25 protein-coding genes and 1 other annotated feature are annotated in these 20734 nt (G+C 42.1%); of the genes, 3 read left to right on the top strand and 22 right to left on the bottom strand.

Features of this window, described 5'->3' with window-relative positions; all coding sequences use genetic code 11:
- Positions 1-43: 43 nt before the first annotated feature.
- The 17 genes from rplL to FD12_RS04410 form a co-directional block, all read right to left on the bottom strand.
- Complete coding sequence (gene rplL / locus FD12_RS04490; RefSeq protein ID WP_056981916.1) at positions 44-409, bottom strand: 50S ribosomal protein L7/L12; 366 nt, start codon at positions 407-409, stop codon at positions 44-46.
- A gap of 38 nt (positions 410-447) precedes the next feature.
- On the bottom strand, positions 448-957 hold the full coding sequence (gene rplJ / locus FD12_RS04485) for a 50S ribosomal protein L10 (protein WP_054748361.1): 510 nt from the start codon (positions 955-957) through the stop codon (positions 448-450).
- Positions 958-983: 26 nt separating this feature from the next.
- Positions 984-1093, bottom strand: a sequence feature (ribosomal protein L10 leader region).
- A gap of 61 nt (positions 1094-1154) precedes the next feature.
- On the bottom strand, positions 1155-1862 hold the full coding sequence (gene rplA / locus FD12_RS04480; protein ID WP_054748363.1) for a 50S ribosomal protein L1: 708 nt from the start codon (positions 1860-1862) through the stop codon (positions 1155-1157).
- 98 nt (positions 1863-1960) lie between these two features.
- A complete protein-coding gene (gene rplK, locus FD12_RS04475) occupies positions 1961-2386 on the bottom strand; it encodes a 50S ribosomal protein L11 (protein WP_056981914.1) in 426 nt (141 codons plus the stop codon).
- 122 nt (positions 2387-2508) lie between these two features.
- Positions 2509-3369 (bottom strand): alpha/beta hydrolase, encoded by an 861-nt coding sequence (locus FD12_RS04470; protein WP_225427273.1) that lies wholly within the window; start codon positions 3367-3369, stop codon positions 2509-2511.
- A 19-nt stretch (positions 3370-3388) separates the two neighbouring features.
- Positions 3389-3937, bottom strand: coding sequence for a transcription termination/antitermination protein NusG (gene nusG, locus FD12_RS04465; RefSeq protein WP_056981913.1), 549 nt, complete (start codon positions 3935-3937; stop codon positions 3389-3391).
- 95 nt (positions 3938-4032) lie between these two features.
- Positions 4033-4209 carry a preprotein translocase subunit SecE gene (gene secE, locus FD12_RS04460; RefSeq protein ID WP_054748364.1) on the bottom strand — a complete coding sequence of 59 codons (177 nt, stop codon included), beginning with the start codon at positions 4207-4209 and terminating at the stop codon, positions 4033-4035.
- Positions 4210-4235: 26 nt separating this feature from the next.
- Positions 4236-4385 carry a 50S ribosomal protein L33 gene (rpmG, locus tag FD12_RS04455; RefSeq protein ID WP_056981910.1) on the bottom strand — a complete coding sequence of 50 codons (150 nt, stop codon included), beginning with the start codon at positions 4383-4385 and terminating at the stop codon, positions 4236-4238.
- A 57-nt stretch (positions 4386-4442) separates the two neighbouring features.
- Positions 4443-5000, bottom strand: coding sequence for a sigma factor (locus tag FD12_RS04450; protein WP_054748366.1), 558 nt, complete (start codon positions 4998-5000; stop codon positions 4443-4445).
- Between the two features lie 142 nt (positions 5001-5142).
- The gene (locus tag FD12_RS04445; RefSeq protein WP_056981908.1) at positions 5143-5673 is read right to left on the bottom strand and encodes an NYN domain-containing protein; all 531 of its coding nucleotides are present in this window, start codon (positions 5671-5673) and stop codon (positions 5143-5145) included.
- A gap of 21 nt (positions 5674-5694) precedes the next feature.
- Positions 5695-6468 carry a 23S rRNA (guanosine(2251)-2'-O)-methyltransferase RlmB gene (gene rlmB / locus FD12_RS04440; protein WP_056981907.1) on the bottom strand — a complete coding sequence of 258 codons (774 nt, stop codon included), beginning with the start codon at positions 6466-6468 and terminating at the stop codon, positions 5695-5697.
- Positions 6458-6868, bottom strand: a complete 411-nt coding sequence (locus FD12_RS04435; protein WP_056981905.1) for a Mini-ribonuclease 3 — start codon at positions 6866-6868, stop codon at positions 6458-6460. The genes rlmB and FD12_RS04435 overlap by 11 nt, the downstream gene beginning before the upstream one ends.
- 2 nt (positions 6869-6870) lie before the next feature.
- Positions 6871-8283, bottom strand: a complete 1413-nt coding sequence (gene cysS / locus FD12_RS04430) for a cysteine--tRNA ligase (protein WP_056981903.1) — start codon at positions 8281-8283, stop codon at positions 6871-6873.
- Positions 8284-8424: 141 nt separating this feature from the next.
- Positions 8425-9918, bottom strand: coding sequence for a glutamate--tRNA ligase (gene gltX / locus FD12_RS04425; protein ID WP_054748368.1), 1494 nt, complete (start codon positions 9916-9918; stop codon positions 8425-8427).
- 294 nt (positions 9919-10212) lie between these two features.
- Positions 10213-11385 carry a PIN/TRAM domain-containing protein gene (locus tag FD12_RS04420; RefSeq protein WP_186825948.1) on the bottom strand — a complete coding sequence of 391 codons (1173 nt, stop codon included), beginning with the start codon at positions 11383-11385 and terminating at the stop codon, positions 10213-10215.
- A 28-nt stretch (positions 11386-11413) separates the two neighbouring features.
- A complete protein-coding gene (gene radA, locus FD12_RS04415; protein ID WP_054748372.1) occupies positions 11414-12787 on the bottom strand; it encodes a DNA repair protein RadA in 1374 nt (457 codons plus the stop codon).
- A gap of 97 nt (positions 12788-12884) precedes the next feature.
- Positions 12885-13424, bottom strand: coding sequence for a dCTP deaminase/dUTPase family protein (locus FD12_RS04410; RefSeq protein WP_056981901.1), 540 nt, complete (start codon positions 13422-13424; stop codon positions 12885-12887).
- A gap of 146 nt (positions 13425-13570) precedes the next feature.
- On the opposite strand from FD12_RS04410, the gene rpiA reads away from it, so the two are divergent.
- On the top strand, positions 13571-14254 hold the full coding sequence (gene rpiA / locus FD12_RS04405) for a ribose-5-phosphate isomerase RpiA (protein WP_056981899.1): 684 nt from the start codon (positions 13571-13573) through the stop codon (positions 14252-14254).
- A 289-nt stretch (positions 14255-14543) separates the two neighbouring features.
- The gene (locus FD12_RS04400) at positions 14544-15878 is read left to right on the top strand and encodes a C1 family peptidase (protein ID WP_056981897.1); all 1335 of its coding nucleotides are present in this window, start codon (positions 14544-14546) and stop codon (positions 15876-15878) included.
- A gap of 231 nt (positions 15879-16109) precedes the next feature.
- Here FD12_RS04400 and FD12_RS04395 read toward each other — a convergent pair whose 3' ends face one another.
- On the bottom strand, positions 16110-16766 hold the full coding sequence (locus FD12_RS04395) for a 2,3-bisphosphoglycerate-dependent phosphoglycerate mutase (RefSeq protein ID WP_082622163.1): 657 nt from the start codon (positions 16764-16766) through the stop codon (positions 16110-16112).
- 96 nt (positions 16767-16862) lie between these two features.
- Entirely contained in the window at positions 16863-17807 is a 945-nt protein-coding gene (locus FD12_RS04390; protein WP_056981895.1) for an AEC family transporter, read from the bottom strand.
- 201 nt (positions 17808-18008) lie between these two features.
- On the opposite strand from FD12_RS04390, the gene FD12_RS04385 reads away from it, so the two are divergent.
- On the top strand, positions 18009-19115 hold the full coding sequence (locus FD12_RS04385; RefSeq protein ID WP_054748375.1) for an LCP family glycopolymer transferase: 1107 nt from the start codon (positions 18009-18011) through the stop codon (positions 19113-19115).
- 84 nt (positions 19116-19199) lie between these two features.
- Here FD12_RS04385 and FD12_RS04380 read toward each other — a convergent pair whose 3' ends face one another.
- The 3 genes from FD12_RS04380 to FD12_RS04370 all read right to left on the bottom strand — a co-directional run bounded on the left by FD12_RS04380 (position 19200) and on the right by FD12_RS04370 (position 20640).
- Positions 19200-19520 (bottom strand): hypothetical protein, encoded by a 321-nt coding sequence (locus tag FD12_RS04380; RefSeq protein ID WP_056981893.1) that lies wholly within the window; start codon positions 19518-19520, stop codon positions 19200-19202.
- A 5-nt stretch (positions 19521-19525) separates the two neighbouring features.
- Positions 19526-19936, bottom strand: a complete 411-nt coding sequence (locus tag FD12_RS04375) for a PTS sugar transporter subunit IIA (RefSeq protein WP_054748378.1) — start codon at positions 19934-19936, stop codon at positions 19526-19528.
- 89 nt (positions 19937-20025) lie between these two features.
- On the bottom strand, positions 20026-20640 hold the full coding sequence (locus FD12_RS04370; protein ID WP_054748380.1) for an HAD family hydrolase: 615 nt from the start codon (positions 20638-20640) through the stop codon (positions 20026-20028).
- Positions 20641-20734 lie beyond the last annotated feature (94 nt).

Genomic DNA, 20734 nt, shown 5'->3' with positions numbered 1-20734 from the left:
ATGTCGATGTAAGGCGATTGATTTCGATATAAATGTTGCTTTACTACTTAAGGGTAACTGTACCACCAACGGCTTCAAGCTTTTCCTTGATTTCGTTAGCTTCGTCTTCAGTAGCGCCTTCCTTGACGATTGAAGGTACCTTATCAACAAGACCCTTAGCATCCTTCAAGCCAAGACCAGTGATGTCACGGATAGCCTTGATGGCTTTAACCTTTTGGTCACCAGATTCAGTTAATTCAACATCGTATGAATCTTTGGTAGCAGCGTCGCCACCAGCAGCACCTGCAGCAGCAACTGGAGCAGAAGCAGAAACACCGAATTCGTCTTCAATTGACTTAACTAAGTCGTTAAGGTCAGTGATTGAAGCATCTTTTAATTGATCAATAATACTATCTTTATCAAAAGCCATTATATTTTCCTCCATTTATTGGAATTATTTTGATCTAACTAGGCAGCGTCGCCATCGTCAGATTTTTTGTCAGCAATTGCTTTAACAGCGTATGCAACGTTACGTACAGGTGCTTGAAGAATATTAGCAAGAGTAGATAACAATTCTTCACGGCTAGGCAATGCAGCATATGCAGTAATTTCGTCAAGACTTGCAACCTTACCGTCAATAACGCCACCCTTTAATTGAAGAGCATCATTGGTTTTGGCAAAGTTGTGAACAATCTTAGGGCCGGCAATTGGATCCTCTGAAGAGAATGCAACAGCTGTAGGACCATTGAATGTATCCTTTAAATCTTCGTATCCAGCTTTAACAGAAGCTCGATCCAAGATCTTGTTCTTGATAACTTCCATCTTAACGCCTTCGTCACGTAATTGCTTTCGCAAATCAGTCACTTCAGCAACGGTTAAACCACGGTAGTCAACAATAACGATTGATGAAGCATTCTTTAATAAGTCAGTCACTTCATCAACTTTTTTTGATTTAAGTGCAACAGTTTCCTTACTCAAAATTTCACCTCCCAAAATTCTAGTTGGGATTTAATAAAAAATCCCCATGCCCACCAAGACATAGAGAAAGTTAATTCCTCGGCAGGGTATTAAGGCAAGAAGCCACCTGAGTCTTAGGCGTATTTATCAGCAACTAACAGCTTACCACAACGAAGGGTTCACCGTCAATTAGGGATTTTTATTAGATCAAAAACTCATTAAGCTTTGGCAGTATCAAATGAATCAAGGTCCACTTTAACACCAGGGCCAAATGTTGATGAGATTGAAACGTTGTTAACATAAACACCACGAACAGAAGCTGGACGTGCCTTTACGATAACATCAGCAATGGTCTTCAAGTTACCAACCAATTGGTCAGCACTGAATGATACCTTACCAACTGGAACGGCAACATTACCGTCACGGTCAGTCCGATAAGTAACCTTACCGGCTTTAGATTCTTTAACAGCCTTGGCGACGTCCATTGTAACAGTTCCTGTCTTAGGGTTTGGCATCAAACCTTTTGGTCCAAGAACTCGTCCTAAACGTCCCACTTGAGCCATCATATCAGGTGTTGCAATTGCAACATCGAAATCAAGCCAGCCATCTTGAATTTTTTGAACTAAGTCTGCATCGCCAACAAAGTCTGCGCCAGCATCCTTTGCTGCTTTAGCGTTGTCACCTTTAGCAAATACGATAACCGTTTGCTCCTTACCAGTTCCATTAGGTAAGACAACGGCACCACGTAATTGTTGGTCAGCCTGCTTAGTATCAACGTTTAATTTAAATACAATTTCAACAGTTGCGTCGAATTTTGCATAGTCAATTTTTTTAACCAAATCAACAGCATCGCTTACAGGATATGATTTTTCTTGATCTACCTGTTCAAGTGCTGCCTTATAATTTTTACCTCTTTTACGAGCCATGTGTGTTTTCCTCCTTGCTTTGTGGTTATAACGGATTAACCTCCCACGCGACGTGAAACAGTGTGTCATCGTTAAAGATACCGATGTAACAAGTTAAACTATCCTTCGACAGTAAAGCCCATACTACGTGCAGTACCCTCAACCATGCGCATTGCTGCTTCGACATCAGCTGCGTTTAGGTCTTTCATTTTAGTTTCGGCAATCTGCTTAACTTGGTCTTTGGTAACTTTAGCAACCTTGTTAGTATTTGGTTCACCGGAACCCTTTTGAACACCAGCAGCTTTCTTGAGTAAAACAGCAGCAGGTGGAGTCTTTGTGATAAAGTCGAATGAACGATCTTCATACACAGTAATAACAACAGGAATGATCATTCCTGATTGATCAGCAGTACGTGCATTAAATTCCTTGGTGAAGCCCATAATGTTGATACCTGCTTGACCTAAAGCAGGACCAACTGGAGGGGCAGGTGTTGCTTTGCCCGCTGGAATTTGCAACTTAACAATATTAGCTACTTTTTTAGCCACGAGACATACCTCCTTAAGTCCGTGTGTGGTAATTGGAGATCAAAATTTCTCCTCCCACGTGAGTATGCATAAACATACCAGTTAAATATACCATAAACTAAGATGTGGAACAACAACTAAAATCAGGTATTCCAAATAAATTTGGCAATATGGGCATCAACAACTCGATTTTCGTGCAGTAATCGATGAGTTGCTCGTTTGCCCCTGATGACCAATTCCCGATAATAAATAATCGGATCCCGCAATAAATACCTCAGCGAAAAAGCACTATTTAAAGATACCTGACCATCATTCTGCTGACCCGAACTGATCGTGCCGGCAATGTTTAAAAACTTGATTCCCTTTGGCATTGCGGAAACTCTCTTAGCAAGGGCCCGATAGATTGCGGTCCGTTTCCGAGGCCCAGCAGAATCATTTGGGTACTCTTCCACACCTCTGGTATTACGGGCAATTTCGGAATCATTGAACGGCCCAGCAATGGTCACAACTCGACTGATTGCCACGGGTAGTTCCTGCTGGTGGTGAGTCAGCAGCCAGAAGATTGTGATACATCCCATCGAGTGACCAACAAGATTAATGGTTGCCACGCCATACTGATCGGCTAGCCGTTGACAAATGAACAACAGCCACTTTGACTGTTGTTGAGGACGGGAACGTTTATCCTGAAAGATAACTTGAATAAGTGGCCGGTATTGTGCCAGTTGACCAACAACTCGAAGCTTGCCGCGGCCATCAACGTAGATAACCATCGATTTATTTGCTTGATATCGATTCACCAGCCGCCTTAACAAAAAGCCAAATGAATACCGGTTACCAACATACCCCGGCAGAAAAAGTGTCGGAACTGAATCCAAGGTTGTTGAGATGTTAGTCGAAACGGGACTCATATAAGGCTTACCAAGCAACCTGAATTGATGGGCAGCAATCACTAACCCAACAACCAATAGAATCATTATCAAAGTTAATATGATTATGCCAAACACATTAACCACCTACTTGTTGTTAAACGATTGGGTCAACCTGATTGAATTCCAATTCAGTGCTGGTCTCACGGCCAAACATTTCGATGTTAACCTTCAAACGCATTTTTTCGTTATCAATTTCGGTTACTTTACCATCAAGCCCGGTAAAGGCCCCATCAACGATCTTAACGGTATCGCCAACACTGACATCAAGTTCTTCATGACGAGAACTCATCCCAATCCGCTTCAAAACAAGGTCCACTTCTTCTGGCAACAATGGGGTTGGCTTACTACCTTGACCATGTGACCCAACAAACCCGGTTACACCTGGGGTGTTTCGAACAATATACCAAGCTTGGTCAGTCATGATCATTTCAACCAGTACATAACCAGGGAACGTTTTTTCCATCTTTTCTTCATCTTTACCGTTTTTAACTTCGTGTTCCTCTTGTTCAGGAACCACAACTCTAAAGATGTAATCCTGCATCCCCATTGATTCCTTCCGACTATCCAAGTTTAACTTAACTTTATTTTCATATCCGGAATAAGTATGTAACACGTACCATTGCTTCTCTGCTGACTCAACCATTTTATAATCTCCTTAAAAAATCACATCAAATAAAAAAACCTGACACTGTTTGCAGGTTTTATCAACATAACTATATCAAATTTTCTTCGAATTGGCTATGCCAGAAATGTAAGTGCCCACTGAACAATCCAGTCAACTGCGCCTAAAAAGATAGCCATGATAATTGAAGTACCCAATACAGTACTGGTATCACGCCGGTTTTCTTTAGCAGTTGGCCAGGTAACAACCTTCATTTCTGCAGCAACGCTTTTTAAAAATCGTGCAAATTTCAACTTGTTAACCCCTAACTTTGTATAAACTATCTGGTTTCTTTGTGCAAAGTGTACTTGCCACAATACTTACAAAACTTATTAAGCTCTAGTCGCTTTGTTCGGTTGGGATTGGCGGGAATCGTATAATTCCTTGATCCACAAACTGAACAAGCCAAAGCAACTCTTTTCTGTGCCATGTTGGCACCTCCTACTTGGTACAAGCGTAGTAATTCTAGCATTCAATTGCAACGACGTCAACTTATCCGGTTAAGATATTTCAATCGGCAGCGTTCAAAAGCGTTCAAAACAGATCGATCAGTGGCCATGCAAAACATCGGATCTGGGCTATTGGGCAATACTAACGCAAACGCCCAGCGTTCAAGACCAGAACAACTTTTATAAAGCCGGTGGAAATCATCGTTCATGATCACCAAAGCCTCTGGATCCCAGGCAGACGTGTCAGCGACAGTGGTTGAATAGAATGCTTCATTCTCCTCCACCGAATTCATAAATTCAGTTGGTAATCGTTTTTGGGCATTGTTCGACCTGATCAAATCAAACACCCGGTTTTTCAAATTGTGGCTGTAATAACTACCAAATGACACGTTGCGGCCATCTTCAAAATTTTTGGCCGACCGGTACAACACGATTCGAGCTTCCTGTTCAATGTCTTCAGTTTCCATCCCTGCAATGAAAAAGTTTCGCCGGATCTTCCTAAAAATTGGCCGGTAAAATTTAAATAACCATTCGAAGGCATCTCGGTCACCTTCCGCGGCTCGCTTAATAACCTTCATTTCTGCATCAGTAATCATAATCGCTTTCCTCACATTCGTAAGTTGTAATGAATCATGCAACTTAGGTTACAAAAGGAAATAATCACTGACAAGCGAACCCAGGTTCACTCAACAGATATCATACCTATACCAATTTTATAATATCAATAAATTAATATTTTTATTGATCATTCGTTAAATGATCCCGGAGCTTTTCCAGTTCCAATAATTGTTTCGGGTTCCACGGTGAATGACGAATCACCTGAGATTGATCAGTCAGTTTCCGTGCTTCAACATCAACTTCTTTTTTTGCCCGCTGCATATCGCCAAGCAGTTCTCTGGCGGGGATTCTCAACGCGCCGGCAGAAAAGATCGTCCACTGCTCCGCTTGGTCACTGGTTGCGACAATCACTTGAGTAAACCGGTTCTGCTTTTTGCGTGCCAATGCCTCAATGTAACTATCGGCAGTCTGGTCCTTACTCGTCCAAACGATCTCCATATCAAACTTACGGAAACTTTTCGAATTACCGGGAACATACATTGCGTCAAATACGACGATCATATTGATGTCTCGGTATTTTTTGTACTCGGACAACTCCGCTAACAATTGATCCCGAGCATCTTCAAGACGGTCTGCCTGCTTGAGTTTATTTAAATGTGGCCAGTTGCCGATCATATTATAAGCGTCAACTATTAACAGATCATCTTTCATAATGTCTCACCAATTCTAAACTTATTTCCCTAATGGATGACGTGAATTATACCCTTGATAGATCAAAACGCTAGCAGCAACACTTGCATTCAAGCTTTGGATATCACCGACCATCGGAATCATCAACATTTCATCCACTTGCTTTTTGAGCAGCGGCGAAATGCCTTTACCTTCATTGCCGATAATCACTGCAACTGAACCCTTTGCGTCCCAACGACGGTAATCGGTCCCGGTAATGTCGGTTCCAAAGACCCACAAGCCGCGCTCCTTTAATTCCTTAACGGTTGCCGAGAGATTAGTAACCCGGGCAACCGGCACCCGCTCAATAGCGCCTGCGGACGTCTTAGCAACCGTCGCAGTCAAGCCAACTGCTCGATGTTTAGGAATAATAATGCCAGTTACGCCAGCCGCGTCAGCAGTTCGGATAATTGAACCTAAATTATGAGGATCCTCAATATTATCCAAAATCACAAAAAAGGGGGCCACACTGGCTTTTTCCGAATGAGCAAACAAGTCGTCGATCGTCGCGTACTTGAAAGCCGCAACAGATAAAACGACACCCTGGTGATTTTGATTGTTAGATAATTTATCCAACTTTTGCTTAGGAACCTTAGAAATCACCAAACGCTTTTTATGAGCTAAATTCATAATTTCTGAAATGATATTATCGTCGTCTTTGGCGCCCGATTGGACGAACAACTTGTTAACCGGATTGTCACTCTTTAAAGCCGCAACGACCGGGTGACGACCAATAATAAATTCTTCGCTTTGTGATTCTTCGTGATCATTCTTCATGTTTTAATCTCCCGTTTTCAACTTGATCAATGCACCATTCGGCAATCTGCTTCATCCGCTCATCTTGATCGCTCAGTGATAGGTAGCCGAATACCGCTTCAAAGCCGGTAGAAATCCGATAAGTGATAACATCAGTATTTTTTGCGTGGGTATGACTTTTAGCGTTACGCCCCCGTTTGAAATAGCCCCACTCATCATCGTTTAACAAATGATCCGTTTCCATTAAATCAATCAAGGCTGCTTGGGCTTTTGCCGAAACGTAGTTAGTCGCCACGTGCTGCAGCCTTGTCGGCCTAGTTAAGCCTTGTTCGATGAGGTGACGGCGAATAAACACTTCATACGCCGCGTCCCCCATATAAGCCAATGCAATCCCATTGAGCTGAGTGTAATTGTCAGCCATATCTATTGTTGTTCCTTTCTAAATCGGGTTCCCTGCGGTGTATCCTCAAGAACAATTCCGCGGGCTTTTAATTCTTCCCGAATCTCATCACTGCGAATGAAGTCCTTATTCTTGCGGGCGGATTCACGTTCATGAATGAGTTTCCAAATTTCGTCATCTTTTAATTCACTTTGTTCCAATTTGATCCCGAAAATGCCGGCAAGTTGTTTGAGGGTATTAATAATAAATTGAATGCTCAGTTGGAAAACAACCGAACGTTCGCTGTAAGTGTTGGCAAACTTCGCCAATTCATAAACTGCAGCAATCCCATTTTGAACATTGAAATCGTCATCCATTGCATCTGTAAAATCAGCAACAATCTGACGAACCTCCTGATCGGTTTTGGGATCATCCCCCGATTCGGCGTTATGCAACCGATAAGTCAAGTTATTAAAAGCTGTTTGCAGCTTCTTAAGATTGCTCTTAGCTTCTTGAACACTGGCATCACTGTACTGAATTGGCCGTCGATAATGAGTCGTCGACATCAGCAGACGAATCACCTGGCCATCCAAATGCTTGAGCAAATCATGCACCGTGATGAAGTTTCCAAGTGACTTACTCATTTTTTCATTGTCATCCCCGATGGTTACAAACCCATTGTGCATCCAGTATTTCACAAATGTTTGGTGAGTTTTTGCTTCACTTTGGGCCCGCTCATTTTCATGATGCGGGAAAATCAAATCTTCACCGCCACCGTGAATATCAATCGTTTTACCCAAGTACTTGGTCGACATCACTGAGCATTCAATATGCCAGCCCGGCCGCCCCTTACCCCATGGCGACTCCCATGAGATTTCATCGCCTTTGGACTTTTTCCAGAGGGCAAAATCAATTGGATCTTCTTTTTTAGCCATTTCTTCTTGACTCACGTGTTGACTGGCCCCAATTTCGAGCTGATCAACGTTAATGTGTGGCAAAGCCCCGTATGACGGGAACTTGCGGGCACGAAAATAAACATCCCCGTCAACATTATAGGCGGAACCGTTATCAACAAGCGTCTTAACAAAATCAATAATTTCTGGAATGTTCTCGGTTGCCCGCGGATGGATGACGTCCGAGGAAATATTCAAAGCAGCAGTATCCTGCATGAAAGCAGCGATATACTTGTCTGCAATTGCGCCAACGGTCGTATGATTTTCACGAGCTGCATTGATCATCTTGTCATCAACGTCGGTAAAATTCGAAACATACTTCACCTTGTAGCCGCGATATTCCAAGTACCTGCGAACCGTATCAAACGCAATTGCACTCCTTGCATTTCCGATGTGGATGTAGTTATAGACGGTAGGCCCACAAACGTACATATGAACGATGCCAGGAGTGACCGGTTCGAATTTTTCTTTTTTGCGGGTGAGCGTATTAAATATCTGCAGCATTTCGAATTCCTCTCTTTAACTAGTTTATATTAAAATCATAGCATAAAAACCGTTAAGTTTATTAAACTAACTATAACCTATAATAAAAGGTCTCGCTGAATTTTCAACGAGACCAATTAATCTAACAATAAAATTAATAATTTACGCTTTATTTAATTGATTCAAAGTCTGCTCAATGTGTTCAACAGCCTTTTGTCGACCAACTAATTCAACAGATTCTGGTAATTCTGGACCGTGCATTTCATGAGTTACCGCAATCCGAATTGGCATCCAGAGTTTACGGCCTTTGATCCCAGTATCTTTTTGAATGGCTTTGATTGTCTTGAACACCTCAACCGAATCAAAAATTGGAAGTGCTTGAATCCGCTTCTGGAATTCTTTCAGAACAACTGGGGCCGTGTCGTTGGAAATTTCGGCCAGTGCTTCACCACTAATTTCTTCAGGTTCTTGGAAGAAAACAGAAGCCATGTCGTTAATCTGGGCCATATAACTCATTTCTCGTTTGTATAAGTTAATGAGTTGGCGGGCCCACTCGATGGTCTTGGCGTCAGGATTTTCCGGGATATTGCCCCCTTCAATCAATTGACGTAAGGCTAAGTCCATCACGGTGCTGTCATCGGCAGCCTTAACGTATTGGTTATTAATCCACTCCAGCTTCTTGGAATCAAACTTAGCGGGGGATTTGCTGAGACGATTTTCATCGTACATCTTGATGAAATCTTTCTTGTTAAAGATTTCATCTTCACCAACTGGTGACCAACCCAAAAGCAGGATGAAGTTAAACATGGCATCAGGCAAATACCCTAACTTGCGATACTGTTCAATAAATTGCAGGACAGATTCATCACGCTTGCTGAGCTTTTTGCCGGTATCAGCACTAATAATTAAGCTCATATGGCCGAACTTAGGTGGATTCCAGCCAAATGCTTCGTAGATCATTAACTGTTTAGGGGTATTGGCAACGTGATCATCACCACGGAAAACATGGCTAATTTTCATCATGTGGTCATCAACAACAACCGCGAAGTTGTACGTTGGCATCCCGTCACGCTTAGCAATGACAAAATCCCCACCAATTGTATCGGAATTGAAGGAAACCTTGCCTTTAACGATATCATCCCAAGCGTAATCACGATTTTCAGGAACTCGGAAACGGATAACCGGCTTCAAGCCTTTTGCTTTTGCATCGGCAATTGCTTGTTGCTTTTCCTCTTCAGACATTCCTTTGTACTCATACTCATAATGAGGCATTTGCCCGCGTGCCTTTTGATCTTCGCGGTCGGCCTGCAATTGCGCTTCAGTTCGATATGATTCGTAAGCCTTTCCCTCATCCAATAGTTGTTGAATGAGTGGATCATAAATTCCCTTTCGCTCAGATTGACGATATGGGCCAAAATCGCCGCCCACGTCAGGACCTTCGTCCCAATCCAAGCCAAGCCACTTCAAGTTTTCAAGCTGGCTCTTTTCACCGTCAACAACGTTTCGTTTGGTATCAGTATCCTCAATTCGGATAATGAACTTTCCTTTGTTGTGTCGTGCGAATAAATAGTTGAAAATGGCTGTTCGTGCATTTCCGATATGCAGGTGGCCGGTTGGACTTGGAGCATAACGAACTCGAATTGCATTGTTTGCCAATGTATAACGCCTCTTTCTTAATATTAATCGACATTTTTGTCAGTATTTAAAGTTTACAATGAACTGATTAAAAAATAAAGGGCTGGGAGGTTAGTCGGCAAATTGTTTATGAATGTAACTTACCTCGTAATTTTTATACTGATAAGGGTTGCGATAAATGGTTAATCCCCGCCGCTTAAGCAAAAACGGCAATGCATTCCAGAATCAGAATGTACTGCCGTTTTTCTTAAATTCTTGGATCAAGCCGCGTTTAGTCTTGATCCCATCCTTTTGAGTGTCAGTTAAAGATTGTTGTTAATTCTTTTTACCATTTTTCTTTGATGAATTGTTTTTCTTGCTGTCTTCTTCATTATTTTCAGAAATGTTCTTGGTTGAATGTTCCGGTCGGGCAAAAATCATCTTACCGGCATCAGTTTGGATGGCACTGGTAACCACAACGTCAATATGATCATTCAAGAAGTAGCGACCATCTTCAACAACCACCATCGTTCCGTCATCCAGGTAAGCAACTCCTTGTTGCCGCTCAGTTCCGTTTTTAACGACCATCACATTAAGATTTTGTCCGGGCAGGATCTTTTGTCGTAATGCATTCGCTAAGGCGTTAATGTTGAACACTTGGACATGCTGGAACTGAATCACTTTGTTGAGGTTATAGTCATTTGTAATAATCACACCATCGATGTCCTTGGCAAGCTGGATTAATTTGCTATCAACTTCATCGATATCCTCATAATCCTTTTCGTAAATTTCAATTGGAATCAATTTTTCGGTTTGCAGCTTATTGAGAATATCAAGTCCACGCCGACCGCGAACCCGCTTCACGCTATCGCTAGAATCAGCGATGTATTGCAGTTCGTAGAGGACAAATTGAGGAACCAGCAATGTGCCTTCAATAAATCCAGTCTTAATGACGTCATAAATTCGGCCGTCAATTAAAATATTGGTATCCAAAATCTTGTAATGATGGTAATTTTTATCAACCGGCTTATCAATGATTTTTTCACCTGATTCCTTAGCAGATTCTGATTTGCGTCTTGATTGAAAAAGCCGGCGCCAACGATCATTTTGGGTTGTCCCAATTCGAAAACCAAAGTACCCAAGGACCAACATCAAGATAATTGGAATCATCGTATTCAAGAAGAACGTCCGGGTTCTAAAGAATACGATTGAAATCAATATTGCCACTACCAGGCCAACAATAAGCCCCAAAGTCCCAAAGATAAGAGATAATGGGCTCTGCTTGGTCAACTGGCCTTCAACTCGGTCAATTAGCTTGAGGACGTAATTTCCTGTCAACAACGAAATAATATAGAAAATAATTGCACCAACCAACGCATTTGTAATGGTGTTGTTGAAAAGCGTCCCGTACCTAACCTGTAAAATTAACCACAACAACTTGAAATAACTGGCACCAATTGCGGCCCCAGCAAGGGTGAAAACAATTTGAACAATTCTCTTTCTTCTCACTAATATCGCCTTCTCTCAAAAATAAATGTTATCCCAAGGCTAATTTTAATGCTTGCGATAACGTCGAAACACCGACAACTTCGATTCCCTTGGGTGGCGTCCAACCTTGTAAATTGTTACTTGGAACTAAAACCCGCTTGAACCCAAGCTTGTGGGCCTCAATAACCCGCTGTTCAATTCTGGTAACGCGTCGAACCTCACCGGTCAACCCCAGTTCACCAACGTAACACTCTGTTGGGCTGGTCCCACGATTCTTGTAAGATGAGGCAATACTAACGGCCATTGCCAAATCAATTGCGGGTTCATCCAGCTTCACCCCACCAGCTGCCTTCAAATAAGCATCCTGGTTTTGAAGCATCAAACCGGCTCTTTTCTCAAGAACCGCCATAATCAGTGAAACGCGATTCCGATCAAGACCGGCGGCTGTCCGTTGAGCGTTACCAAAAACCGAGGCGGTCACTAATGCTTGAATTTCAACCAAAATTGGCCGGGTACCCTCCATTGAAACAACAATCGCAGAACCAGTTGCGTCCTTTAATCGTTCTTCCAGAAAGATCTCTGATGGATTGGTCACTTCATGCAAGCCATCCATTCGCATTTCGAAAACCCCTAATTCATTGGTCGAGCCAAACCGATTCTTGACTGTCCGCAAAATCCGATAAGAATGATGGAGATCACCTTCGAAGTAGAGCACAGTATCCACCATATGCTCGAGAATTTTTGGACCAGCGATGGCGCCGCCCTTGGTAACGTGACCAACAACAAAGACGGTGATGCCTTGTCCTTTAGCAATATTCATGAGATCAGCCGTCACTTCGCGGATTTGAGCAACCGAACCCGTTGCTGATTGTAATTCTGGAATTTGCATTGTCTGAACAGAATCGATCACGACAGCATCCGGCTTCATCTCACTAATGGTGCTTTTAATTACATCCATATCCGTTTCAGGATAGACATAGAGTTGATCGCCGTTGACACCAAGCCTGGCAGCCCGCATCTTGATTTGGCTGGCACTTTCTTCACCGGAAACATAAAGAATTTTACCGGATTTGCTCAGTTGGCCTGAAACTTGCAGCATCAAAGTCGACTTACCAATTCCCGGATCACCGCCAATCAAAATCAGTGATCCCGGCACAACACCGCCACCAAGGACCCGATTCAATTCTTCCATTGAAGTTTTAAATCGGTTTTCTCGTTGAAATTTGACCTTGTCTAATGGTTCAGGCTTATTATCATGGATGCCGGTCCGCCGCAAACTCGTTGCACTTGAAGCGGTGGGCTTGGCCGCGACCGTTTCCTCGACCAGGGTATTCCATTCATTACAATTTGGGCATCTTCCCAGATACCTCGGGGAAATGTAGCCACAATTCTGACAAACATATTGGGTTTTAACTTTTGCCAACTAAATTCTCCTCTACTCCTAAATGTTACATAACAATTTTAGCACTTTTGCTTTAAAAAATAATTGGTTCACCGCATACTTTAGCCACTCTTAAATTTTAGCGGCCTGACGAACCAAAACCACCGCTCCTCGTTTGCTTATGAGTGGACTGATCCTGATCGGCTAACAAATACGGCATAAAAATCCCTTGGCCGATCCGTTCACCCTTCGCAACCTTAATGTCAGTTATCCCAAAATTGAGGATTTGGACGAAAATTTCGCCTTCATTCCCTTCGTTATTATAGTAATCAGCGTCAATCACACCGATCCCATTTGGAATCACCAGGCCCCGTTTCAAAGGATTGCTTGAACGATTGGCAATGATCAGCACTTCATTGGGTTTCATGTAGGCTTTAATGCCGGTTGGAATTAAAAATGGTTTTAGGATCTTTTTGGCAGCATCGATCTTTGAATCATCAATGGTTTTTTGATGACGGATTGCCCAGAGAACCTTCAAAAAGTTGATTTTCCAAATTGACGGGATCGTCATGTCAATTGCACTTTCAAAGTCATAACCAGCTGCGCTTTTAGTTGTTCGGTATGGAATAGTTAAATCATCCTTAGCATATTTTGACACAATTTCAAATCCACGATCCATTTTAATGCAACTCCCTTGAGAATATTTTATTCTTACTAGTATAAACTAACTGTTGCTGATTTGATACATTGACAAAAAGGCTAAAAAAACGCACAATGTGGGTAAGTAAAACCTTTAAACAAGCTAAAAACGAAAGGAACTATATTATGACACATCAGGATGAACTTAAACAACTCGTTGGTAAAGAAGCTGTCAAATATGTTGAAAATAACACGGTCGTTGGTCTCGGGACCGGATCCACGGTTAAATTCATGGTCGATGCATTGGGCGACCGTGTTAAGAACGAGGGCTTGTCAATCGTTGGCGTTCCTACTTCTGAACGGACTCGAAAACAAGCCAATCTCTTGGGGATCCCAACCAAGGGCGTAGACGAAGTCGATCACATTGATTTAACGATTGACGGTGCAGATCAAATCGACAAAAACTTCCAAGGAATCAAAGGCGGTGGCGGTGCCCACCTTTGGGAAAAAATCGTTGCCATTAATTCCGACAAAAACATGTGGATCGTTGACGAAAGCAAAATGGCCGATGAATTGGGGTCATTCCCACTACCATTAGAGGTTATTCCGTACGGTAGCCGCCAACTATTCAAACGGCTCAAAGAAAAGGGCTATAACCCCGAATTTCGAGTTCAGGATGGTCAACGAGTCAAGACAGACTCGGACAACGATATCATCGACCTTCACCTACACCAAATCGAAAATCCTCACAGCTTGGCAGTCGACCTGGATCAAATGACTGGCATTGTCGAACACGGTCTCTTTTTAAACATCGTGAACACGGTGATTGTGGGGCGAGAAGATGGGCCTGAGGTATTAAAGGCCAGATAATTTTATTGAGGCGGAGACATTAGTCAGCAAAATGTTTACAAATGCAACTTGGCTTTTCATTCTTATATTGACAAAGCTTGTAACAAACGGCTGATCTCCGTCATTTAAGTGAAAAAAGGAATGCATTCTGTTTTTTGGAATGCATTCCTTTTTTCACTTAAATGACGGGATCAAAGCACCTTTCGTCTCAATCTCGTCCTGATCTAATTTTATCCACTCGCTTGCGAAGTTCTGGCGATTTAAGCTTAATGAGCGTAAAATAGTTTGGTATTAAGGAGAGTGATCATTTTTGACATCAGAAATCAAATTAGACCAAATTAACAAGTTCCAACAGAATCTTGATGACCGCAAGGATTCAAAGGTTATTGAACGAGCTGTTTCCCATCAAGGAATATTAGGCTCTAGTGAGGACTTTAGTGCCGAATCGAAAATGGCCCCTGTATTTTCAATTGATCTGTCAACTGGCAAAGTTGCCGATCAAAAACAAAGCGGTCGTTGCTGGATGTTCGCGGCTTTGAACACCATGCGGATTCGTTTGATGAACGAATTAAAAGTGAGCGATGATTTTGAATTATCCCAAAACTACACCAACTTCTGGGACAAATTCGAAAAGTCTAACTACTTCTTGGAAAATGTACTCAAGACGGCTGACAAACCGCTGGATTCCAGAAAAGTTTCCTGGTTGATGCAAACGCCTCAACAGGATGGCGGCCAATGGGATATGCTGTGTGCATTAATTGAGAAATATGGCATCGTACCTAAGTATGCAATGCCAGAAACTTTCAGCAGTGAAAAGTCTGCTCAACTTAACAAATACCTGAACCTCAAGCTACGTCATGACGCGACCGTTCTTCGTGAGCTGGTTGCTGACAAAGCATCAGACAGCAAAATTTCAAAAACTAAAGAAAAAATGCTCAATGAAATTTATCGGATGTTGACTTACGCACTCGGTGAACCTGTTACCAAATTCGACTTCGAATATCGCGACAAAGACAACAATTACCATATTGATCGAAACATCACCCCTCAAGACTTTTTCAAAAAGTACGTTGGAATTAATCTTGAAGATTATGTTTCGCTCATCAACTCACCAACCGACGACAAGCCATTTAACAAAACTTATACCATCGAAATGTTAGGTAACGTTGTTAATGGTCGTCAAGTCAAACATCTAAACTTGAAAATGGCCGACCTCAAGAAGTTAGCCATTATGCAGTTGGAAAATGGCGAATCTGTTTGGTTTGGTAGTGATGTTGGTCAGAGTTCTAACAGCAAAAAAGGAATTATGGACACTGATTTATATGCCCCTGATGAATTATTCGACACTGACCTTTCATTATCCAAAGCAGAACGTTTGGACTACAGTGAAAGTTTGATGACCCACGCAATGGTCATCACCGGTGTTGATCTCGTTGATGGCAAACCAACTAAATGGAAGGTTGAAAACAGCTGGGGAGAAAAAGTCGGCACTAAAGGCTACTTCGTCATGAGTGATAAGTGGATGGACGAGTTTGTTTATCAGTTTGTGATTAATAAGAAATACCTTTCGGACGATCAAAAGAAAGCGCAACAACAAGAACCAACTGTTTTGAAGCCATGGGATCCAATGGGTGCCTTAGCCTAAAGATACTCTAATAATCATGGGTCAAAAAGTTGTTAATTCTAAGTTTTGATCCCGGAATTTAATGAAAAGGACCAACTATTCCAAAGCAGGAATAGTTGGTCCTTTTCATTAAATGGCCAGGGCCTGCCTTCTGGTACAACTTCTTTCCAGTGACTACAGTGATCCCAGCGAATAATTACTGATTGAAAATTAATATATGTCCAAGCCTCTAGTGATTAATTGTCAACCTGGTTACTTGGTCATAAATTCTTTATTCAAAATATTTAAATGTTCATCAAAATCATACCGAATCGGCTTCCCATTTGGAACTTCAACATTTGGAATTTCCTCATCAGAAACATTTTCCAAAAATTTAATTAAGGCTCTCAACGTGCTCCCGTGAGCAACGATTAACTGGTTTTTGCCGTCTAAAAGTTGCGGTGCAATCTGATCTTCCCAATATGGAATCAAGCGATCCATGGTCATTTTCAAGCTTTCTGCCAATGGAATTTGAACCCCGTAACGATCATATCGGGGATCCTCATCTCGCTTGGCCAACTTTGGCGGTACCACCGTAAAACTTCTTCGCCAGATTTTCAACTGGTCGGCGCCAACTTGCCGCTTAACGGCAAGCTTGTTTTTACCTCGCAACCCACCGTAGTGACGTTCGTTTAACCGCCAGCTTTTGTGTTCTGCAATATCATTTTGTCCAATCTCATCTAACACAATGTTGGTGGTAATAATGGCACGCTTTAAAAAAGATGTGTGAACATCCGTAAATTGCACCCCAGCTGACTTAATGACCTGGCCAGCAAAATGAGCCTGTTGAATCCCCTTTTCGGTTAGATCAACGTCGCTCCACCCGGTGAAGATATTGTCTCGATTTGCTTGGCTTTCACCATGACGCATTATGACTAGTGTTGGCACACTTTCATCCTCTTTTTACAAAAATTAGTATCCAAGAATATGTTACCAATAATGTGGCTCATGATCAAAGATCCCCTGCTATAGTTGTTGAACTAATACCATCAGAATTGGAATGACCACCAGGCTTAACAGCGTTGTTTCGGCAACCATGACCGACGCGTATTCCGAGTCAGCATGATAGAGCCTGGAAACAACCGGTGCGTTTGTCATGATTGGCATCGCCGCTTGCATGATAAATACCTGTTTCATTAGCAAAGGTAAATGGGTTGGAATCACAAGCAGCGACATGAGTGCCGGAGCTAGTAAAAACCGACCGAATAAAATCAAAAAGTTACTGCGATCAAATCGAACCCGGGTGATATCGACGCTATTAATGGAAATTCCGATGAAAATCATCGAAAGTGGGATTGTCAGGTTCCCTATGTAATTAAAGTCCTGCATGATAAAATCGGGGAGTGATACGTGAAATAGAACCAGAACAACTCCGACCATGAACCCAAGGAGTGGCGGTGAAAACACCTTTTTCAGAGTAGTTTTCCAATTGAATTCACCCTCACCTTTGCCATCCTTTTGAATCAGGTAAACACCTAATGTCCAGAAGAATGTGGTATTAGCCATGTAGTAAACCAAAACAAACGGCAAGCTCGATCGACCAAACAATGCCATATTAACTGGTAAACCGACGAAAACCGTGTTAGAGTTGGAAAACATTGACCTAAATAAGCCAGCGTGCATCTTCGGAATCTTAGCAAATCTCACGACGAAAATCGAAATAATATAGAGCAAAAGCATCGATACAATCGGAAAAAATAAATCCGGTAACGTTTTTAATAACATTTTCGCTGTAAACTTGCTCATGATAGTCGATATCATGTACGCTGGTAAAGCAATCTGAGTGACCAGCCTGGCAAACATGCTGGTCATCTTACTGTCAAACCAATCATTTCTAGCTAATATAAATCCCAGGGCAATCATAATTAGAATAATCAAGACCCCGGATACTGCTGAGCCAAATACTCCCATACACATTCCTCACTTCTAACAAGAATAACAATGACACATTATAGCACAATTAGAATCCACATTTTGTTATAATTTGAGGGATGGCCATCGGAACGAGTTGACGAGAATTATTAAATTATGTTTAAATAACTGAAGATTTCTGCATCTGATCTGTAAAGTGCAATATACTTTTGTAAGAATTTTTATAAATGAGGAGTCACTATGCCATCAAACAATAAAAACGATTTTGAACCTGTATATTCAAGAAGGGCTGACAAAAAGCCCCATTACAAGAAGGGCAACAAAAAGAAGCGCCGCATCATCGGCTGGAGTGTCTTTCTGGTTTTCCTCCTTATTGTCGGGAGCGGACTTGTTTGGGGCTATGGTGCTTATAAGAGCGCCAAAAAGACTTTCACCCAAACTTACGATTCAACAAATATTCAAAAAGCCAGAAACGTGTCATCCGTCATTCAAAAGGGTAAGCCTTTGTCGATCTTGTTACTAGGAACAGACACTGGTGCACTTGGCCGTCACGATACCGGTCGAACGGATACCATGATTGTGGCAACTGTTAATCCTAAGAAGAAAACAATCCATTTAACCAGTATTGCCAGAGACACGCAGGTTAACGTCCCCGGGGATACTCAACAGTACGAGAAGATTAACGCGGCTTATACCATTGGTGGGCCGGGAACAGCCGTTAAGACAGTCCAGAACCTGCTGGATATCCCAATTGACTTCTACGCGATCATCAATATGGGCGGTTTGGAAACCATGGTCAATGCCGTCGGTGGCGTGGACGTTGTTCCCCCGCTGACATTCCAATATGGGCATGCAAACGTCGTTAAAGGCAAGAAGACCCACCTAAACGGTCAACAAGCCCTAGATTACGCCCGAATGCGTGATGATGATCCTCGTGGGGATTACGGCCGTCAAGCCCGTCAACGCCAAATCATCAAGAAGCTGGTGATGAAAGGTTTGAACGTCACCTCCCTTCCAAGATATAAGTCAATTCTTTCATCTCTCAAAGGAAATATGAAAACTGACATGACATTTGATGACATGATTGCAATTCGCGCAAAATATGGCGATGCAACTCACCATATTAAGTCACAAACCTTACAAGGCGAAAACGCCATGATCGATGGTTTGTCCTATCAGGTTGTTCCTCAAACTGAATTGCTCCGGGTTTCAAACGATATTCGATCAACACTTGGCCTGTCCAAGTCAAAGAAGCTACAAAGTTCCCAGACCCAAACTGATACCGATGGATCAACCACAACTGGGACTGATACCACTGGTAATCAATCATCCTACAATGGTTATTAATTAAACACTATGCAAAAGACCTATTTCATTAGCCGAACTGACTAACGAAATAGGTCTTTTTAACATAGTGATGAACGGATAAAACTAACCACGAACTTGTAATTCCATTTGTCCCTTCTGAGGAGCGAAATTAATCCTGATAAGCGGTTCTTCTAGGATCTTACCATATTCCTCCAGAACATCATCTGGAAGTGGCGTATGAGCCCGTAATAGCGTCAAAACATCACCAGCATCTCTTGCCGACCGTAGATCAATAAACAAATTAATTTTATTAACAACGTCTCTGTACAAGTCGGTTAAAATACCATTCGGTTTCCCTTCCAAATCGGTAATGACCACCTGAGAAGCATCAAACCCCATGTGATTGAAACTCACCATCTTCAATACATCGAATAAATTATCCATTGGTCTCAAATCCCTTCATGATTTTCTGATAACTTAAATTGGCGGATGGCATTTTTGGAAACTGACATCAAATGATCTACTAAGTTGGTTAGAGATGTCTTTCTGGAAACAAACGCCTCTAACAGAATCGGTAAATTAACGCCACCAATTAACGCAATATGCTTGGGATTGTCCGCAACGATCCGACCAGCTGCCTCAAATGGTGAACCACCCCACATATCAGTGAAAATTAACACATCATGATGTTCAGTAAACACTGTCAACGCTTTATTATATTTAGCTTGCAGTGAATCAATGCCATCATTGGGATCCAAAGACAGCCAACTAATCTGTGCCTGCTTGCCAGCAATCATTTCAGAAGTTTTGACAATCTCTTCTGAAAGTCGACCATGACTTGCAACTAAAATCGAAATCATCCAATCACCTTTTCATTTGTCATTAATCTTATGTTCTAAATTTAGTTACCACCAATATATCACAAAAGAGCGGTTTCATCTTGGTTATCTTAAATCTTAAGTAAGTCGGCTGGTGTATGAAGGTCGTAATCGGTTTTCTCAAATTCGGCTGTTTTTTTGGTTCGCCAACCGGCTAACGCAAATTTGACATTTGCAGCGTGGGCAGCCTGCAGATCATAAATTGTATCACCGATATAGATCGTTTCATCAGGATTTGCGGCTAATTTTTCGATTCCTTTTAGAACCATATCAGGAGCTGGTTTACCGTGTTTAATTTCATTTGAGAATACAAATTGATCAAAATATTTATCCAGACCAAATCGGGTGACATCTCGATGAAATTCGTTTTCCTGTTTTGACGTTGCAATTGCCAGCCGCGTATTTTGCATAGCGTGGATCTTAGCCAACGCGTCAGTAATTCCGGGATAAACGTGAGCATAGTGCTTATAGTCCTTGATTTGACCAAACCACTTGGCGAGCATCCCCTCAACATCCTGAACCCCCAAAATCTTGAGGGCGTCAGTGGCGGTGATTCCAAAGACCTTTTTCACGTCATCATATGTAACATCATACCCGTTCTCGATGAGTGTTTTATGCAGTGGCAAAAGGTACATTTTTTCTGTGTCGATTAAAGTTCCATCGACATCAAATATCAAATACTTCATACAGTCAACTCCAATTATTGATTTGTGAATCAGGTGGCGCTAAGTTGTTGCGTAGTTTCAATGAAGCCCCTGTTCAAACTGCCTTTGCGAGCCG

It is taken from the genome of Lentilactobacillus rapi DSM 19907 = JCM 15042, assembly GCF_001436255.1.
GTDB classification, from domain to species: domain Bacteria; phylum Bacillota; class Bacilli; order Lactobacillales; family Lactobacillaceae; genus Lentilactobacillus; species Lentilactobacillus rapi.
The sequence above is the reverse complement of the archived record's forward strand: the minus strand, read 5'-3'. Positions and strand labels throughout refer to the sequence as shown.

Excerpts from the sequence above, each read along its gene's own strand:
- rplL (WP_056981916.1), bottom strand. The coding sequence starts at position 409 with ATGGCTTTTGATAAAGATAGTATTATTGATCAATTAAAAGATGCTTCA.
- rplA (WP_054748363.1), bottom strand. The coding sequence starts at position 1,862 with ATGGCTCGTAAAAGAGGTAAAAATTATAAGGCAGCACTTGAACAGGTA.
- nusG (WP_056981913.1), bottom strand. The coding sequence starts at position 3,937 with ATGGTTGAGTCAGCAGAGAAGCAATGGTACGTGTTACATACTTATTCC.
- rpmG (WP_056981910.1), bottom strand. The coding sequence starts at position 4,385 with ATGGCACAGAAAAGAGTTGCTTTGGCTTGTTCAGTTTGTGGATCAAGG.
- FD12_RS04450 (WP_054748366.1), bottom strand. The coding sequence starts at position 5,000 with ATGATTACTGATGCAGAAATGAAGGTTATTAAGCGAGCCGCGGAAGGT.
- FD12_RS04445 (WP_056981908.1), bottom strand. The coding sequence starts at position 5,673 with ATGAAAGATGATCTGTTAATAGTTGACGCTTATAATATGATCGGCAAC.
- rlmB (WP_056981907.1), bottom strand. The coding sequence starts at position 6,468 with ATGAAGAATGATCACGAAGAATCACAAAGCGAAGAATTTATTATTGGT.
- FD12_RS04435 (WP_056981905.1), bottom strand. The coding sequence starts at position 6,868 with ATGGCTGACAATTACACTCAGCTCAATGGGATTGCATTGGCTTATATG.
- cysS (WP_056981903.1), bottom strand. The coding sequence starts at position 8,283 with ATGCTGCAGATATTTAATACGCTCACCCGCAAAAAAGAAAAATTCGAA.
- FD12_RS04410 (WP_056981901.1), bottom strand. The coding sequence starts at position 13,424 with ATGGATCGTGGATTTGAAATTGTGTCAAAATATGCTAAGGATGATTTA.
- rpiA (WP_056981899.1), top strand. The coding sequence starts at position 13,571 with ATGACACATCAGGATGAACTTAAACAACTCGTTGGTAAAGAAGCTGTC.
- FD12_RS04395 (WP_082622163.1), bottom strand. The coding sequence starts at position 16,766 with ATGCGTCATGGTGAAAGCCAAGCAAATCGAGACAATATCTTCACCGGG.
- FD12_RS04390 (WP_056981895.1), bottom strand. The coding sequence starts at position 17,807 with ATGGGAGTATTTGGCTCAGCAGTATCCGGGGTCTTGATTATTCTAATT.
- FD12_RS04385 (WP_054748375.1), top strand. The coding sequence starts at position 18,009 with ATGCCATCAAACAATAAAAACGATTTTGAACCTGTATATTCAAGAAGG.
- FD12_RS04380 (WP_056981893.1), bottom strand. The coding sequence starts at position 19,520 with ATGGATAATTTATTCGATGTATTGAAGATGGTGAGTTTCAATCACATG.
- FD12_RS04375 (WP_054748378.1), bottom strand. The coding sequence starts at position 19,936 with ATGATTTCGATTTTAGTTGCAAGTCATGGTCGACTTTCAGAAGAGATT.
- FD12_RS04370 (WP_054748380.1), bottom strand. The coding sequence starts at position 20,640 with ATGAAGTATTTGATATTTGATGTCGATGGAACTTTAATCGACACAGAA.